General features: G+C 33.1%; 13 protein-coding genes. 12 read left to right on the top strand and 1 reads right to left on the bottom strand.

Going from position 1 to position 17170, the window contains the following annotated elements:
• The first annotated feature begins 11 nt into the window (after positions 1-11).
• The 8 genes from AC4FQ3_RS05060 to AC4FQ3_RS05025 all read left to right on the top strand — a co-directional run bounded on the left by AC4FQ3_RS05060 (position 12) and on the right by AC4FQ3_RS05025 (position 10917).
• Entirely contained in the window at positions 12-2102 is a 2091-nt protein-coding gene (locus AC4FQ3_RS05060) for a LysM peptidoglycan-binding domain-containing protein (RefSeq protein WP_491181107.1), read from the top strand.
• On the top strand, positions 2102-2503 hold the full coding sequence (locus tag AC4FQ3_RS05055; RefSeq protein ID WP_491181106.1) for an OsmC family protein: 402 nt from the start codon (positions 2102-2104) through the stop codon (positions 2501-2503). The genes AC4FQ3_RS05060 and AC4FQ3_RS05055 overlap by 1 nt, the downstream gene beginning before the upstream one ends.
• A 366-nt stretch (positions 2504-2869) precedes the next feature.
• Positions 2870-4798: a glucosamine-6-phosphate deaminase gene (nagB, locus tag AC4FQ3_RS05050; protein WP_042563237.1), complete on the top strand. Its 1929-nt coding sequence runs from the start codon at positions 2870-2872 to the stop codon at positions 4796-4798.
• Between the two features lie 219 nt (positions 4799-5017).
• Entirely contained in the window at positions 5018-5251 is a 234-nt protein-coding gene (locus AC4FQ3_RS05045; RefSeq protein WP_192185327.1) for a DUF3820 family protein, read from the top strand.
• Between the two features lie 528 nt (positions 5252-5779).
• Positions 5780-7393 carry a CTP synthase gene (gene pyrG / locus AC4FQ3_RS05040; protein WP_491181105.1) on the top strand — a complete coding sequence of 538 codons (1614 nt, stop codon included), beginning with the start codon at positions 5780-5782 and terminating at the stop codon, positions 7391-7393.
• An 80-nt stretch (positions 7394-7473) separates the two neighbouring features.
• Positions 7474-9381, top strand: coding sequence for a membrane protein insertase YidC (gene yidC / locus AC4FQ3_RS05035; protein ID WP_073393345.1), 1908 nt, complete (start codon positions 7474-7476; stop codon positions 9379-9381).
• A gap of 94 nt (positions 9382-9475) precedes the next feature.
• Positions 9476-10195 carry a toxin-antitoxin system YwqK family antitoxin gene (locus AC4FQ3_RS05030; RefSeq protein WP_491181104.1) on the top strand — a complete coding sequence of 240 codons (720 nt, stop codon included), beginning with the start codon at positions 9476-9478 and terminating at the stop codon, positions 10193-10195.
• A 164-nt stretch (positions 10196-10359) separates the two neighbouring features.
• Positions 10360-10917 (top strand): DUF4956 domain-containing protein, encoded by a 558-nt coding sequence (locus tag AC4FQ3_RS05025; RefSeq protein ID WP_491181103.1) that lies wholly within the window; start codon positions 10360-10362, stop codon positions 10915-10917.
• Here the strand turns inward: AC4FQ3_RS05025 and AC4FQ3_RS05020 are convergent, their stop codons facing one another.
• On the bottom strand, positions 10918-12795 hold the full coding sequence (locus tag AC4FQ3_RS05020; protein WP_491181102.1) for a PEP/pyruvate-binding domain-containing protein: 1878 nt from the start codon (positions 12793-12795) through the stop codon (positions 10918-10920). It abuts the gene before it with no gap.
• A 143-nt stretch (positions 12796-12938) separates the two neighbouring features.
• Here AC4FQ3_RS05020 and mnmA point away from each other — a divergent pair, with 143 nt between their 5' ends.
• The 4 genes from mnmA to AC4FQ3_RS05000 are packed head-to-tail and all read left to right on the top strand — an operon-like array spanning position 12939 to position 17166.
• Positions 12939-14126, top strand: a complete 1188-nt coding sequence (gene mnmA / locus AC4FQ3_RS05015; RefSeq protein WP_042563218.1) for a tRNA 2-thiouridine(34) synthase MnmA — start codon at positions 12939-12941, stop codon at positions 14124-14126.
• Positions 14127-14170: 44 nt separating this feature from the next.
• The gene (locus AC4FQ3_RS05010) at positions 14171-15778 is read left to right on the top strand and encodes a S8 family serine peptidase (RefSeq protein WP_491181101.1); all 1608 of its coding nucleotides are present in this window, start codon (positions 14171-14173) and stop codon (positions 15776-15778) included.
• 9 nt (positions 15779-15787) lie between these two features.
• Positions 15788-16732, top strand: a complete 945-nt coding sequence (locus AC4FQ3_RS05005; RefSeq protein WP_491181100.1) for an NAD(P)H-dependent flavin oxidoreductase — start codon at positions 15788-15790, stop codon at positions 16730-16732.
• Positions 16733-16752: 20 nt separating this feature from the next.
• Positions 16753-17166 carry a hypothetical protein gene (locus AC4FQ3_RS05000; protein WP_491181099.1) on the top strand — a complete coding sequence of 138 codons (414 nt, stop codon included), beginning with the start codon at positions 16753-16755 and terminating at the stop codon, positions 17164-17166.
• The last annotated feature ends 4 nt before the right edge of the window (positions 17167-17170 follow it).

Here is a 17170-nt window from a genome sequence, read left to right as displayed (position 1 = left end):
TTAGCCATATTATGAAATATTATTTAGCATTATTATCTCTTGTTTTTTTTATCAATACTTCTGCCTTTTCGCAGGAGAAAGTGGTAAAATATAAAGTTTCTGCTGGAGAAACCATCAATCAGATTGCAGAGAAATTTAAGGTTACGCCTTATGATATTTATTCATTAAATCCTGATGCGCGTACTGGAATTTCGCCAAATTCTGTTTTGTTGATTCCAACGAAAGCAGGAAAAACAGTAGCTAAAGCAGAATCTGTTTCTAAAAATGTTGTTTCAGAAAATGGTAAAACGCACGAAGTTCAGCCAAAGGAAACGTTATTTGGAATAGAAAAAAAATATGGTGTTTCTGATGAAGCTTTAAAAGCGGCAAATCCGTTCCTGGTTACAAATGGTTTGCAAATTGGGCAAACGTTGGTGATTCCTTCAAAAGGATCAGCAGCAAAATCAGCAACAGCAAAAACAGAAAAACCAGCGAAATCGTCTGCTGCTGAAAAATATGTTTATCACGATGTTGTGGCAAAAGAAACGAAGTATTCTATTGCTAAACAATATAAAACCACAGTTGAGGATTTAGAAAAACGTAATCCCGAAATTGTAACAAGTTTGCCAGTTGGCTACCGTTTAACAATAAAAGGTACGGCGCCAAAAACAGAAACTTCAGCTTCGTCGGCTGTAACTGTTGCGAAACCTTCTGAAACTGCTAAAAAAGGGACCACTTACATGGATTATCAGGTAAAACCAAAGGAAACTTTTTATAGTTTAACACATACATTTCACATTACTCAGGAAGAATTAACGGAATTAAACCCATCGCTTTCTGAAGGTGTTAAAGAAGGAATGGTTTTAAAAGTTCCGTCTGGATATGTGGCTCCAGTGCCAATTATTGCACAACAGCAGCCAGTAATTGAAAAATCGGTTGAAAAAACGGCTGATAAGCCAGTTGAAAATACAGGCGGAGGAATCAGAGTTCTTGAAAAAGTAAAATCTGAAGAAGTTTCTGTTAATCCGGAAGTAGTTGAGTTAACTAAAAAAAGAGGACAAACGGAACGTCAAAAATTGGTTTTACTGCTGCCTTTTAATATTGCTAAAATGCAAAATGACACAACAAGTACAGCAACTCGCCTGAAAAAAGATAAGTTTTTGAATATGACACTTGATTTTTATTCAGGAGCTATGATGGCAATCGATTCGGCGAAAGTTTTAAAATTACCAATTGATGTTGCAATTTATGATTCGCAGGAAACAAAAAACACGTCGAATATTTCGAGTCTGATTTCGCAAAATAAACTGCAAAACGCAAATGCAGTTATCGGACCATTTTATCAAAGTAATGCCGAAGCTACAGCTAATTCATTGCGTTTGTATAATGTGCCTGTAATTTCGCCTTTGTCAAAAGATACAGCAAACCCAATTGATAATTTATATCAGTCAATACCAACAAATGATGTAGTTAGAAACGCTATTTTTGACTATATGCGAAATAAAAACGGAAACATTGTTGCTGTTGTAGATAAGAAGAAAGAATCAGTTATAAATTATATCAAGCAAAATCAAAAAGGAGTTGTATTTGCAGCTTTGTCTGAAACCGGAGGTTTGGATGTGGCGAATTTAAAAAGCCTATTATTGCCAAACAGGCTTAATTATGTTGTAATGGAAACGGCAAATACGGCGATGATTAAAACGACTATAAAAGCTTTAATCGATGCTCAAAAAACCTGTCAGGTTCAATTGGTTATTTTAGAACCAAACAGCACACTTGATACAGATGAAATTAATTTTGATAATTTGGTAAAATTAAATTTAATGTATCCTTCTGTAACTCGTGAAAGTGACGAACAGCCAGTTTTAATTTTTGAAAAAGAATACAGACTGAAAAATAAAGTGAATCCAAATTCGTATGCTACTCGTGGTTTTGATGTTACTTTTGATACTATGATGCGCTTGGTACAAGGAAAAACCTATCAGGAAACGACAGATTTAATGACAACGGAACAAGTTGACAATAAATTTCAATACTATAAAAAAGATGATGGCGGACACGCAAACAAAGGTGTCTACATTTTATATTACGACTCAGACTTAACTTTAAAAGTAGCAAATTAATGACATCGAAAGTAACCTATTTAGGCGATTTAAGAACAAAATCAATTCATGTGCAATCAGGAAGCGAAATTATTTCGGATGCACCACTAGATAATAACGGAAAAGGAGAAGCTTTTTCTCCTACAGATACAGTTGCCAATGCTTTAGCAAGCTGCATGTTTACAATTATGGGAATCAAAGCCCGTGATATGAATCTTGATATTAGCGATTCTACAGCAGAAGTAACTAAAATAATGAACGCCAAACCAAGAAGAATTGGAGCCATCGAAATTGTTTTTGAATTGAAAGGCGCAGCTGATCAAAAAGACAGAACTATTCTTGAACGTGCAGGAATGACTTGCCCGGTATTTTTAAGTTTGAATCCGGATATTGAAAAACGAATTACTTTCAACTGGAAATAATATCATAAATACAATTTAAAAGCCGTCAAGAAATTGACGGTTTTTTTATGACAATAGATTTTTTTTTGTTTTTCAGCTGAGAAATCAGGAATTAACAAAATTTTCATTGCCGGATATTAGTTATAAAGAACTAATTGGAGTAATTTTGTTATGCAAAAAAAATGCAAATAAATGCGTAAAAAATGCAAAATATACACATATTAATTTTTTTTAGTTATCATACTCTCTCACAAGGATTTACTAAAAAAAAGTCAGATAATAATCTTTTTGTTATTCAAATTTAAAGATGTTATCTTTATATGGAATTGATTATAAGTGTTTTATCTTAAAATAAACGACCAAAAAAGAATTAAAAAAAACTATATCATGTTAAAAAGTAAAATCGACAAAGCAACAGGATTCGAAAAACGATTCGAAAACATCAATACTGTTGTTTTTGAAAATTCAACAGATGCCTCAAAAGCAGTTGCACAGGAAATTGCAGCATTAATTCAGGAAAAACAAAAAGAAAATAAACCTTGTATTTTAGGTTTAGCGACAGGATCTTCTCCAAAAGGATTGTATGCTGAATTGGTGCGTTTGCATAAAGAGGAAGGTTTGAGTTTTAAGAACGTAATTAGTTTCAATCTGGATGAATATTATCCAATGGAACCAAACTCAATCAACAGTTATGTTCGTTTTATGAAAGAATTACTGTTTGATCATGTCGATATTTTACCTGAAAATTACCATGTTCCGGACGGGCTTTTAACTAAAGAACAAATTGCCGATTATTGTCACGATTATGAAGCTAAAATTGAAGCTTTGGGCGGGATTGACCTTCAAATTCTTGGAATTGGTGGTAACGGACATATTGGTTTTAATGAATCAGGATCGCTGCAGAACTCAAAAACACGTTTGGTAGCTTTAGATCACATTACAAGAGTAGCAGCCAGCAAAGATTTCTTCGGATTAAGCAATACGCCAAGAACGGCAATTACTCTTGGAGTGAAGAAAATTATGGAAGCCAAACAAGTTATTCTTTTGGCTTGGGGTGAAGGTAAAGCAAATATTGTAAAAAAATCTGTAGAAGACGAAGTTACGAATCGTGTACCAGCGTCATTTTTGCAGGAACATAATAATGCCGTTTTTGTTTTAGATAAAGAAGCTTCTTCCAAACTAACCAGAATCAATAAACCGTGGTTGGTAGAAAAAGTAACATGGACAGATAAACTTAGCCGTAAAGCGGTTTTAGGATTAGCTCTTCAGCTTAAAAAACCAATTTTAATGCTAACAGATGCTGATTATATCGAACACGGAATGAGCGATTTATTAGCAGATTCAGGTCCGGCATACGACATCAATATTAAAATATTCAACAAGTTACAAAATACAATTACGGGTTGGCCAGGTGGAAAACCAAATGCTGATGATTCAAACAGACCAGAGAGAGCAGAGCCTGCTAAAAAACGTGTCTTGATTTTTAGTCCGCATCCTGATGATGATATCATTAGTATGGGAGGAACTTTTATGCGTTTGCAGGAACAAGGTCATGAAGTGCATGTTGCATATCAAACTTCTGGAAACATCGCTGTTGCGGATGATGAAGCGTTGCGTTTTGCAAGATTCGTAATTGATTATAATGAGAAATTCGGAATCAAAAGTGCAGAAGCCGATAACATTTACCAAAAGGCACAAACCTTTTTAGAGAATAAAAAGAATAGTGAAATTGATATTCCCGAAGTTCGTTATATAAAAGGTTTGATTAGAAAAGGAGAGGCGAGAGCTACAAGTCATTTTGTTGGTTTGAGCGATGATCAGATTCATTTTATGGAATTGCCTTTTTATGAAACCGGAACAATTGAGAAGAAACCTATTGGACCAGAAGATATTCAGTTAACAGTTGATTTAATTGAAAAGATAAAACCACACCAAATATATGCAGCGGGAGATTTGGCAGATCCACACGGAACGCACAAAGTTTGTCTGGATGCTATTTTTGAAGCTGTAAAAGTATTGAAACCAAAATCGTTTATGGATGATTGCTGGTTATGGTTGTACAGAGGAGCTTGGCAGGAATGGGGAATTGACGAAGTTGAAATGGCTGTACCAATGAGCCCTGATCAGGTTTTAGCAAAACGTCATGGAATTTTCAAACATCAATCTCAAAAAGATGGTGTTGTTTTTCAAGGAACTGACGCCAGAGAATTTTGGCAAAGAGCCGAAGACAGAAATGCAGAAACTGCTGATTTGTACCAACAATTAGGTTTGGCAACGTATGCAGCGATGGAGGCTTTTGTAAGATGGCATTACTAGAAAAAGTTGCTAAGCTTCATAGGTTTTAGCACTTTGAAATATTCGCCACGAATTCACGAATTATATTTAAAACTAATTCATGAATTCGTGGCGAAATCATTTAAATCTTTTATCCCGATAGCTATCGGGAGTGGCAAAAAAATAATAGCTTTGCATATTAAGAAGCAAGAAAGAGAATCAGTCTATATTCTTTTCTCTTGCTTCTTTTTTCTTTAAACTATGGAACAAGACAAAAAACTTCTCATAAAATTAGCACACACTAAAATGCCTTTCGGGAAATACGAAGGACGTTTTTTAATCGATTTACCCGAATATTATGTCGTTTGGTATCAGAACAAAGGTTTTCCGAAAGGAGAATTAGGCCAGCAATTACAGCTTATTTACGAGTTAAAATTGAACGGATTAGAGGAATTGATCCGTAATATTAAAAAACAATATCCAAAACCAAATTAAATAGTAAGAAAAATCTTTTGTTATTTAATTTTTTTGTATATATTTGAAGTACAAAATATTATAATTTCCAAAAACAAAGTGATACCACAGAATTCAAGACTGAATTTATTAATGTGTACAAGTCAGTGTTTTGAAATTACAGTATATAAATAAAAAATATTATAATTTTTAAAAACAAATTGGCACCACAGAATTCAAGACTGAATTTATAAATGTGTACAAGTCGATGTTTTAAAATTATAATATTTTTTTTATGCCAAAAAAATACCTTTATAAACGGATAATTTAAGACTTAAAGTAAATTAACTTTTTCAATTATTAGTAAATTAGAAAAAAGTAATTAAGTTAGATTTAAAGACATTCCTCAAAAAAAATCCTAATAAATCCTTAAAATTATCGATTACAAAACCAAGTAATCGTTCTGTTTAAAAATTTGCAAATTATCTCAATCTCTAATTGATAAATTGTCTAATTAAATTTGTACTTTTGCCAAGTTTTTTACACAACTACAATACAAACAACAACAGAATGAATCAAACAAAATATATTTTTGTTACAGGCGGTGTGACTTCTTCTTTAGGAAAAGGAATTATCGCAGCATCTTTAGCAAAATTGTTACAAGGAAGAGGATATCGTACAACTATTCAAAAATTTGACCCGTATATCAATGTAGATCCGGGAACATTAAATCCTTATGAACACGGAGAATGTTACGTTACAGATGATGGTGCAGAAACAGATTTGGATTTAGGTCACTACGAGCGTTTTTTAAATGTTCCGACTTCTCAGGCCAATAACGTTACTACAGGAAGAGTTTATCTTTCGGTTATTGAGAAAGAAAGAAGGGGAGAATTTTTAGGAAAAACAGTTCAGGTTGTTCCTCATATTACAAACGAAATCAAAGACAGAATGCAATTGCTTGGGAAATCAGGCGATTATGATATTGTAATTACTGAAATTGGTGGAACTGTTGGTGATATTGAGTCATTACCTTATATAGAATCTGTTCGTCAGTTGGTTTGGGAGTTGGGAGAAAATAACGGAATTGTTATTCATTTAACTTTAGTTCCATTTTTGGCTGCTGCCGGTGAGTTAAAAACAAAACCAACACAGCACTCTGTAAAAACGTTGATGGAAAGCGGTATTAAGGCTGATATTTTAGTTTGCAGAACAGAGCATGAACTTTCTGATGAGTTGCGTAATAAACTGGCATTATTTTGTAATGTAAAAAGAGAAGCTGTAATTCAGTCTATTGATGCTTCTACAATATATGAAGTTCCAAATTTAATGCTTGAAGAAGGATTAGATGTTGTGGCTTTAAAGAAATTAGATTTACCTAAAAAAGCGTCTCCGGATTTAAAAAACTGGAATACTTTTTTACGCAGATTAAAAAACCCAAAACATACTGTAAATATTGGTTTGATTGGAAAATATGTAGAAATGCAGGATTGTTATAAATCTATTTTAGAAGCATTTATACATGCAGGAGCATCGAATGAAACTAAAGTTAATGTAATTTCTATACATTCAGAACATATTACCAGCGATAATATTGAAGAAAAATTAGGCACTCTTGATGGAGTTTTAGTTGCGCCTGGTTTTGGTGAAAGAGGTATTGAAGGAAAAATTGAAGCAGTTCGTTTTGCACGTGAAAATAATATTCCGTTTTTTGGAATTTGTTTGGGAATGCAAATGTCTGTTATCGAATATTCAAGAAATATTTTAGGTTACAAAGAAGCGAATTCTACTGAGATGAATGATAAAACGAAACATCCGGTTGTGAATTTGATGGAAGAGCAAAAAACAATTACAGATAAAGGCGGAACTATGCGTCTTGGAGCTTGGAAATGTGACATCAAACCAAACTCATTGGCACATAAAATCTACGGTCAAAAAACAATTTCAGAGCGTCACCGTCACCGTTATGAGTATAACAATAAATATAAAGATGAATTGCAGAAAGCAGGTTTAATTGCTTCTGGAGTGAATCCTGATACAGGTTTAGTTGAAATTATAGAATTAGAAAATCATCCGTTTTTCATCGGAGTACAATACCACCCGGAATACAAAAGTACAGTGGCAAATCCACATCCAATTTTCGTAAACTTTGTGGCTGCTGCAGTAAATGCACATAAAAAATAATAATTAATATTCTAAAGGATGTAACTTTTGAGTCAAACTCATTACTAATAGCCTTTAATGAATAACTTTTTTAAATTATAATGGAAGAAAAAAAATTTGATCTTAATTCAATCATTGGTTTTGTATTGATATTTGGAATTTTGATTTGGATAATGTACCAAAATCAACCTTCTGATAAAGAAATTGCTGCTGAAAAAGCCAAGAAAGAATTAGTTGCTAAACAAGAAGCTCAGGCTAAAGCTGACAAAACTAAAACCGCTGTTTTACCTGTTGCTGCTGCAACGCCTGGTGATACAGTTCAATTAGCACAATTGCAAAAAACTTTAGGTGGTTTCGCTTATTCTGCTACGCTTCCTTCTGCAAAAGAATCTTTTACAACTATTGAAAACGAAAAGATCAGACTGAAAATCGCTAATAAAGGTGGTTATATAGTTGAAGCTACACTTAAGGAATTTGAAAAGTTTCATAAAGGTTCAAAACAATTAGTAGAATTGATTAAAGACAATAATGCTAATTTGAATATTCAGTTACAAACTACAGATAACAGAACTTTAAATTCTAAAGATTTATTTTTTGAACCTACACTAACTAAAGTTGGTGCAGATCAGGTTTTGTCAATGCGTTTAAAAGCAGGAGCTAACGAATTTTTAGAATACAAATATATTTTAAAACCAAACGATTATTTAGTTGGTTTTGATATTCGTTCTCAGGGATTGAATAAAGTTTTAAACTCTTCTAAACCATTAGATTTAGTTTGGGATTTGAAAACGTATAGAAACGAAAAAAGCGTTGCTTACGACAATCGTTTTACCGAGCTTGATTATGAGTATGGAGATGAAAAATACAGTAACGTAAGTAATCATGGTCAAGGAAAAGAAGAAACTCCTGAAAAAGTAAGCTATATTGCTTTTAAACAACATTTCTTTACTACTATTTTGTCAACTGATAAACCATTTGAAAAATCAAAATTACAATCAGATGATTTAGTTAAAGACGAAAAAATAGATACAGTATTTACTAAACAATTCAAAGCGACAGTTCCTTTAGCTTTCTCAAATGGAGAGATTGATTATAAAATGAACTGGTATTTTGGACCATCTGATTACAAAGTATTAAAATCATACGATAAGAACTTCCAAAAAATTATTCCGTTAGGCTGGGGAATTTTCGGATGGATAAATAAGTTAATTTTTATTCCATTATTCGGATTTTTAAGTTCTTATATTGCTTACGGAATTGCGATTATCATATTTACTATTCTTATCAAATTGGCCATGTCGCCAATTACTTATAAGTCATTCCTGTCTCAGGCTAAAATGAAAGTTTTACGTCCGGAGATTACAGAATTGGGAGAAAAATTCAAAAAAGACCCAATGAAAAAACAACAGGAAACAATGAAGTTGTATAACAAAGCGGGCGTAAACCCAATGGCAGGATGTATTCCGGCATTGATTCAGCTTCCGTTTATGTATGCGTCGTTCCAGTTTTTCCCTTCAGCTTTTGAGTTAAGACAAAAAAGTTTCCTTTGGGCAGATGATTTATCATCATTTGACTCTGTTGTAAAATTGCCATTCCACATTCCATTATACGGAGATCATATCAGTTTGTTCCCAATTTTGGCTGCAATTGCGATTTTCTTCTATATGAAAATGACGTCTGGAGATCAGCAAATGGCAGCGCCTCAGCAAGAAGGTATGCCTGATATGGCAAAAATGATGAAAATCATGATTTATGTTTCGCCATTAATGATGTTAATTTTCTTCAATAGTTACGGTGCAGGTTTGAGTTTATATAACTTTATCTCCAATTTAATTACAATCGGAATCATGTTTGTAATTAAAAACTATATTGTTGACACAGATAAAATTCACGCTCAGATTCAGGAGAACAAATTGAAAGAGCCTAAAAAGCCAAGTAAATTTCAACAGCGTCTTCAGGATGTGATGGAGCAGCAAGAAGCTGCAAAAGCGCAGAATAAAAAGAAATAACAAATAAAAAAATCTCGATTTATCGGGATTTTTTTATACCCCTCAATATAATTTATACAAGACAATTTCGTTTAAGTTTAAAATTGAAATATATATGATTTTAAAAAGACTGTTATTTGGATTAGCATTACTAAATGTACTTTTTATAAACGCTCAGGCTGATAGTAATAAACTCGATGCTAACGGCAAGAAAGACGGTTTATGGAAAGGAACTTACGAAGTTTCCAAGCGTCCGCGTTACGAAGGAACTTTTAGTCACGGAAAAGAAACCGGAATATTTAAATTTTTTGATGATACTAAAAAAGGTGATGTAATTGCAACGCGTGATTTTAGTGCCAATGACGGAAGTGCCTATAATATTTTTTACGATCAGAATAAAAATAAAGTAAGTGAAGGTAAAGTTATAGGAAAAAATTACGAAGGAGAATGGAAATATTACCATAAAGCTTCTAAAATTGTAATGGCAATCGAAAACTACAAAAACGGAAAACTGGAAGGTGCAAGAACCGTTTTTTACCCAAATGAAAAAGTTGCTGAAGAAATGACGTATGTAAACGGAAAGAAAGAAGGTATTTATAAAAAATGGGGGCAAAACGGGATCATTTTAGAGCAGACAACATATAAGAATAACGAATATAATGGCGACGCTGTTTTTTATGATTCTGATGGAGTTGTAGCGTCTAAAGGAAAATTTTTGAACGGCAAGAAGGTCGGAATGTGGCAATTTTATTTTAAGGGAAAATTAACCAAGGAGGTAAATATGAGTGACCCGAAAAGTAATTATAAGGCCGATTCAAAACCTAAAATGGAATAATTTATTTTACACATTGCCCGTTTTTTACGGGCATTTTTTTTGCCACGAATTCACGAATTTTCGCTATTTTTTTTCTCAAACTTGAAGCAAAGAAAAATTAGTAAGAATTCCTGAAATTCGTGGCAAACTTTTTCTAAATTTGACTCACTAACACTTCAGCCAAAATGGATTTAAACGAGCTTTCAGGGAGATTTTTATTGTTGTTTTTTTCGATTCTGATTTTGTACTTTTTCTCGAACAGAAAAGATAATGAAACCATAAATCCGTTGATGGTTATTGTTGGGCTTTGTACTTTTTCACTTTGTTATGTATTTACAAAAATTGAGATTGGAGTAGGAATTGGATTTGGTTTATTTGCCATTTTTTCAATTCTGAGATTTCGTACGCAATCCTTTACGGTCAATGCGATTATCTTTCTTTTTGCAACGATTACGCTTTCAATTTTAGATATTTTATATCCTTATGAAAAAATAGAAGTTTTGCTCTTTTTTCAAATTATGATAATCGGATTTTATATAATTGCCTCTATCATAGTAAATAAAAAAGTATCTAAATATCTTAATACAATTAATGTCAAAATTGCATTAGACACTAATTTTTCTTTAGACAATAACAGCATTAGAAAGTCTATTCAGGAAAAAATCAACATCGAAAATTTCGACTTTAAAATTGTCAATATTAATGCGGTTTCAAATGAAATTGATCTTTTAGTTTTATACTAATTATTCATTAAAAGGCCGTACTTGTTTGATATATAAATCCCTGTTTTCTCCCACAATTTTGAATTCAATGTCTATGGGATGAAATTGGTTTTTTCTCCAGTAACGGTACATTTTAGTTTCGATTTTTTTACTAACCAGAAACAAATTACTTATTTCTTTCCTATTCAATAAAGGTTCGTTGTTGTTAAGATTGGAGTTTGAAGTATAATCTACATCAAAGTCGCTTTCTGTTTTGCCTTCATTAAAATGATAAACTATAAACTGTTCGCAAACTTCTCCTTTTTCTGGTTTTACAACAGAGTTTTCTCCTTTTTGAACATTAACCGTAATTCCTGAAAAATTTTCCCTGAATATGTTTTTAGTGATCACAACTCCATTTGCCAATTCATCAGGAAAAGAGCGATGTACCAAAACGCCCATTGCAATGCTTTCCTGATCTATCCCAAAAAGTTCTCTTTCTATAAAAGAGCTTTCATTCCACGCACTTGCCCAAACTTGTTTAATGGCTTTTTCAAAAGTTTTGATACTGTCACCTAATATCCCGGTTTTAGAATCGTAAAGTCCGGCGCCATTAAAATCATCCATATCTTCGGCATTTGTAGAAGATCTGAATCGGAAATTTTTAAAAGCAGCATTTTTAAAAACTTGATTTAGCTTTGCTATTAATTGAGGATCAATTGGTTCTTTTTTAATAGCATCACGTATTTTTTTTAATTGCTTGTTAATCCAAACAGTTGAATCTTTGTGGGAATATTTCAAAAGCTCCGTGATTAAAGGTGAAATTGATTTTTTTTGAATGTGCTTGGTGTAAAAATAAAATGGAATGGCATGTGCATCTTCAGGCGTTTTAAAAGGCGTTTCTTTTGCAATGGCAATTAAATACGCCATATTTTGCGCTTTAGAACCAATATAATTCACCCCTTTTTTAGGAATTGTAGCTAAGTTGACTAATTCAGTAACACTATTATCGATAATTAGTTTTTTCTTTTTCTTAATAACTTTTTGTGTTATTTTTTTATCAGTTTCTTTGATGTAAAAAGTATCAACTGCAATTTTTAATTCTACTTTTTTAGAAAGCAATCTTTTGATATTCGAATCTTTAAAGACATTCGTATATGCCATAATCGGAATTTTTCTGTTTTTTCCCAACAATACCAAATGGCTTAACGGAGTTTGTAACTCATTTACAATAATGCCGCGAACATTTGGCAGTATATCTGGCGTTCCATCCAGAATAATAATTTCATCAGGATTGGGTTTTATAGTTTCTAATTCCTTGATTTTATATTCTTTTAGAATACCAATATTTTTTCCCGGAACGACTTCCTGATAACTCAATTCATTAAAAATATAATCTGATTTTACACAGGGAATTTTAAATTTATTTTGTTGAAACCATTCAATTTGCTCCGGATTATTGAGATAAAATTTTAAATCTTTGCCAATGAAAGTTGAGTTTACAATTAAATGATAGAAGCGCTCCAGCAACACAATTGGCATGTGATCTGATGCCGCCAATTCAAAAATCCATTTATCAGATCCTTTAATGTGGTTGAGATTTCCCAATAAAAACTCCCGGCCTTTTTCGGTATCACTGTAATTATTATCATTAAAAATATCAAGGTCTTTGGTGTATCCTAAATAGTTGGTCACAAAGTCAAAATGCAAGCGAATCAATGTACTGTTGAAATAGTACATCTTTTGTCTTTTCAAATCGTAAATCACTTTTACCGATTCGATATTCGAAAATTTATCAGATAACGGTTTGCCTTTAAATGCTTTATATTCTGAATAATTTTGCAAAGAAGCACGATAACTTTGCGCATTTAAAGTGCTTAAAATGATAAAGAAAATAAAGGTGTAAAACTGTTTTGACATGACATTTTAATTGATGATTAAAAGTAATTAAAAAATGCAATAAGTTTTATCTACCCTTGCATTATATAAACTAATTAAAACCAACAAAATTTTCTAAAATATGACTTACCTTTGCACCCTTATAAAAACATAAAGGAGTTAAAATGAAACGTGTAGTTGTTGGTCTTTCTGGTGGAGTAGATTCTAGTGTTGCTGCTTATTTGCTGCAGCAGCAAGGTTACGAAGTTATCGGTCTTTTTATGAAAAACTGGCACGATGATTCGGTTACTATTTCTAACGAATGTCCTTGGTTAGAAGACAGTAACGATGCTTTATTAGTTGCTGAAAAACTAGGTATACCGTTTCAGACTGTTGATTTAAGTGAAGAATACAAAGAAAAAATCGTTGATTATATGTTCAACGAATACGAAAAAGGAAGAACTCCAAATCCTGATGTGCTTTGTAATCGCGAGATCAAATTTGATGTTTTCATGAAAATTGCTTTAAGTCTTGGTGCCGATTATGTGGCGACAGGACATTATTGTCAAAAAAATGAAATTGAAGTTGACGGAAAACCTGTTTACCAATTAATTGCAGGAGCAGACAATAACAAAGATCAGTCGTATTTTTTATGTCAGTTATCACAAGATCAATTAGCAAAATCGTTGTTTCCAATTGGCGCTTTAACAAAACCGGAAGTACGCGAAATTGCTGCTGAAATGGAATTGGTAACTGCCGAAAAGAAAGATTCTCAAGGTTTATGTTTTATTGGAAAAGTACGTTTACCTGAATTTTTACAACAAAAATTACAGCCAAAAGAAGGAAAGATTGTTCAAATTGATAAAAATGATCCGATTTATAATCTGGAAATACCGGCTGGATTATCTTTAGAAGAAGAATTAAAACTAGAAGCCCAAAAAAGAGCATACCTGCCAACAATGGGAAAAGTGATGGGAAAACATCAGGGAGCCCATTATTTTACTAATGGACAAAGAAAAGGACTTAATGTTGGTGGAACAACAGACCCATTATTTGTTATTGCGACAGATGTTGATACCAATACGATATATACAGGTTTAACAAGCAATCATCCGGGCTTGTTTAAAAAAGCTTTATTTGTTGGAGATTCTGAAGTACACTGGGTTCGCGAAGATTTGAAATTGGAAAAAGGGGAAACGATGGAAGTAATGGCAAGAATTCGCTATCGCCAGCCTTTGCAAAAAGCTGTTTTGCATCAATTTGAAGATGGAATGTATGTTGAATTTGAAGAACCTCAGTCTGCTATTACAGAAGGTCAGTTTGTAGCCTGGTATTTAGAAAATGAATTAGTTGGTTCGGGAGTAATTTCTTAGCTTTATACTTTTTTACAGAGGTTTAGCCTTTAAAAAAGTAAACTATGAGATACAACTTTACATTTCTTTTATTACTTCTTTCTATCACCGTATTTTCGCAGCAAGAAGCCTGGGTTTATTTCAATGCAAAACCTAATGCTCAATTGTTCTTTAATAATCCGTTGACAGAACTTTCGCAAAAAGCTTTAGATCGAAGAACGAATCAAAACATAGCGTTGGATTTTACAGACGCACCTGTCGAAACTTCCTTTATCGACCAAATTAAGGCAAGTACAGGAATAACTGTAATGGCGCAGTCAAAATGGTTAAATGCACTTCATATTCGTGGTACACAAACAGATATTAATGCTTTAAAATCATTATCATTTGTACAAAAAGTAGATTTTGCTGATAAAACTTTAAATACAACATCAAAAAAAGTTTCAGAAACCAGAACAGGTCAAACGCTGAATAAGCTCGAAACTGCGATTGATTATGCATACGGTAATTCTGCCAGTCAGATTCAGATGCTGAACGGACAGGTTTTGCATCAGCAGAATTTTACCGGAGAAGGAAAAATTATAGCCGTTTTAGATGCGGGATTTCCCGGCGTTAATACAGCACAACCATTTGAAAATCTTAGAAATAATAATCGAATTTTGGGTGGTTACGATTTTACCACAAGAAATGCGAATTTCTACACAGGAGGCAGCCATGGAACCCTTGTACTCTCTACTATGGGTGGTTACAAAGAAAATGCTTTGGTAGGAACTGCTCCAAACGCTTCATATTATCTTTTTATTACAGAAATTGACGCTCTGGAAAATCCTCTGGAAGAATCACTTTGGGTGGAAGCTGCCGAAAGAGCAGATGCCTTAGGGGTTGATATTATTACTTCATCATTGGGGTATTTTGGTGAGCGTGACGAAGCAAGGTACAATCATACTTATAGTGATATGAACGGAATAACCAATTTTATTTCGCGTGGTGCAGAAATAGCGTTTAGTAAAGGAATAGTAGTTTTGGCTTCTGCCGGAAATGAGGGAGCGAAGGCTGAACCACATATTGGTTCTCCGGCTGATGCGGTTTCAGTATTGGCAATCGGATCTGTTGCGGCTTCTAAAGTAAGATCGAGTTTTAGTTCTATTGGGCCAAGTTCTGATGGCAGAATTAAGCCGGATATTATGGCACAAGGAACAGCTTCGGTAATTGCTAACGTGAATGGAACTATAGGAACATCAAACGGAACTTCGTTTTCATGCCCGATCATGGCGGGAATGGTCGCTTGTTTATGGCAGGCTTTTCCATCTAAAACCAATAAAGAAATTCGACAAATGATTTTAGAATCATCAAACCAATATGCGACTCCGGATAATAATTACGGATATGGAATTCCTAATTTTGGGTCGACTTTAGGAGTAGAAAATTTTCAAACAGCTACTTCTTTTTCAGTGTTTCCAAATCCGGCAAAAACAGATGTTTCTTTTTCTTTTTCAGAACAAAATAGCAAAGCTTCGATTGTAATTTATTCTGTTTTAGGACAAAAACTTATTGAAACAGAAATAACAAACGAAAATCCGACTATTTCTGTTCAGCCTTTAAAAAGCGGACTTTATTTTTATACTTTTGAAGCCGAAGGTTTGCATAAAACCGGAAAGATTATCAAGCAATAATACTTTTTAATGAATAAAATTACGCAACTTTTCAATATAAAATATCCAATAATTCAGGGAGGAATGATTTGGAATAGTGGTTATAAATTAGCTTCTGCCGTGAGTAATTCCGGTGGTTTAGGACTAATTGGTGCCGGATCCATGTATCCTGAAGTTTTAAGGGAACATATTCAAAAATGTAAAAAAGCTACAAGTAAACCTTTTGGAGTTAATATTCCGATGTTATACCCAAACATCGAAGAAATAATGAATATTATTGTAGAAGAAGACGTAAAAATCGTTTTTACTTCTGCAGGAAATCCTAAAACGTGGACTTCTTTTTTGAAAGAAAAAGGAATTATGGTTGTGCATGTTGTAAGCAGCAGTATTTTTGCTCTTAAAGCACAAGATGCAGGAGTGGATGCTATTGTAGCGGAAGGTTTTGAAGCAGGAGGTCATAATGGTCGTGACGAAACTACAACTTTGACGTTGATTCCAATGGTAAAAGAAAAAATCCAGATTCCGATTATTGCAGCGGGTGGAATTGCAACCGGACGCGGAATGCTGGCAGCGATGATTTTAGGGGCAGACGGAGTTCAGGTTGGAAGTCGTTTTGCTGCATCAGTAGAATCATCGTCACACAATAATTTCAAACAAAAGATAGTTGATATAAAAGAAGGAGATACGCAATTGACATTGAAAGAATTAGCTCCTGTTAGATTGATTAAAAATAAATTTTATCAGGATGTTCAGGATTTATATGAAAAATGTTTTTCAAAAGAAGATTTAATTCAGTTATTAGGTAGAGCGAGGGCAAAAAAAGGAATGTTTGAAGGAGATCTTGATGAAGGTGAACTTGAAATTGGACAAGTAGCCGGGTTAATTCATAAGATTTTGCCTGTTGAACAAATTATTAAAGAAATGATAGCAGATTTTGAAATTGCCCTTCAGGAAAAGGCTAAATTTGAATTTTGATTATCTGCAAGAATTATATTATGAAAATTATCCGCACTTATTATATTATATTATTTTTTTTAGGATTGGGTTTGCAACAAACTTACAGTCAGGCGTACCAATTTAAAACATCTGGTTTTAGTGTTTTGGAGAAAAATGAGAGAGGAAATTGGGGCGAATGGTCCAATCTTGATTTAGTTAACCTCTCTGTAATACTGGATACTAATAAACACCGAATTGTAGTTTATTCACAGGAAATTCAGCTTTTTAGTATTTTAGATTATATAGAAAGGGAAGAAAATGATACCGATATAGTATATTCTTTTATGTGTAAAGACAATGATGGCAGAGATTGTAAGATCTCTATTATCACCAGAAAAAAACAAGATTATCGCAAGCAATTATATATTAATTACGATGATCATATTATTGTTTATAATATTTTTAGTGTTTAGGTAG

It is taken from the genome of Flavobacterium sp. AK-345 (genome assembly GCF_058310175.1).
Note: the sequence above shows the minus strand (reverse complement) of the source record. Positions and strands in the feature narration are given on the sequence as shown.

Coding starts and splice junctions, on each gene's coding strand:
- pyrG (WP_491181105.1), top strand. CDS start 5,780: ATGAATCAAACAAAATATATTTTTGTTACAGGCGGTGTGACTTCTTCT.
- AC4FQ3_RS05030 (WP_491181104.1), top strand. CDS start 9,476: ATGATTTTAAAAAGACTGTTATTTGGATTAGCATTACTAAATGTACTT.
- AC4FQ3_RS05045 (WP_192185327.1), top strand. CDS start 5,018: ATGGAACAAGACAAAAAACTTCTCATAAAATTAGCACACACTAAAATG.
- AC4FQ3_RS05010 (WP_491181101.1), top strand. CDS start 14,171: ATGAGATACAACTTTACATTTCTTTTATTACTTCTTTCTATCACCGTA.
- AC4FQ3_RS05005 (WP_491181100.1), top strand. CDS start 15,788: ATGAATAAAATTACGCAACTTTTCAATATAAAATATCCAATAATTCAG.
- yidC (WP_073393345.1), top strand. CDS start 7,474: ATGGAAGAAAAAAAATTTGATCTTAATTCAATCATTGGTTTTGTATTG.
- mnmA (WP_042563218.1), top strand. CDS start 12,939: ATGAAACGTGTAGTTGTTGGTCTTTCTGGTGGAGTAGATTCTAGTGTT.
- AC4FQ3_RS05020 (WP_491181102.1), bottom strand. CDS start 12,795: ATGTCAAAACAGTTTTACACCTTTATTTTCTTTATCATTTTAAGCACT.
- AC4FQ3_RS05055 (WP_491181106.1), top strand. CDS start 2,102: ATGACATCGAAAGTAACCTATTTAGGCGATTTAAGAACAAAATCAATT.
- AC4FQ3_RS05060 (WP_491181107.1), top strand. CDS start 12: ATGAAATATTATTTAGCATTATTATCTCTTGTTTTTTTTATCAATACT.
- AC4FQ3_RS05025 (WP_491181103.1), top strand. CDS start 10,360: ATGGATTTAAACGAGCTTTCAGGGAGATTTTTATTGTTGTTTTTTTCG.
- nagB (WP_042563237.1), top strand. CDS start 2,870: ATGTTAAAAAGTAAAATCGACAAAGCAACAGGATTCGAAAAACGATTC.
- AC4FQ3_RS05000 (WP_491181099.1), top strand. CDS start 16,753: ATGAAAATTATCCGCACTTATTATATTATATTATTTTTTTTAGGATTG.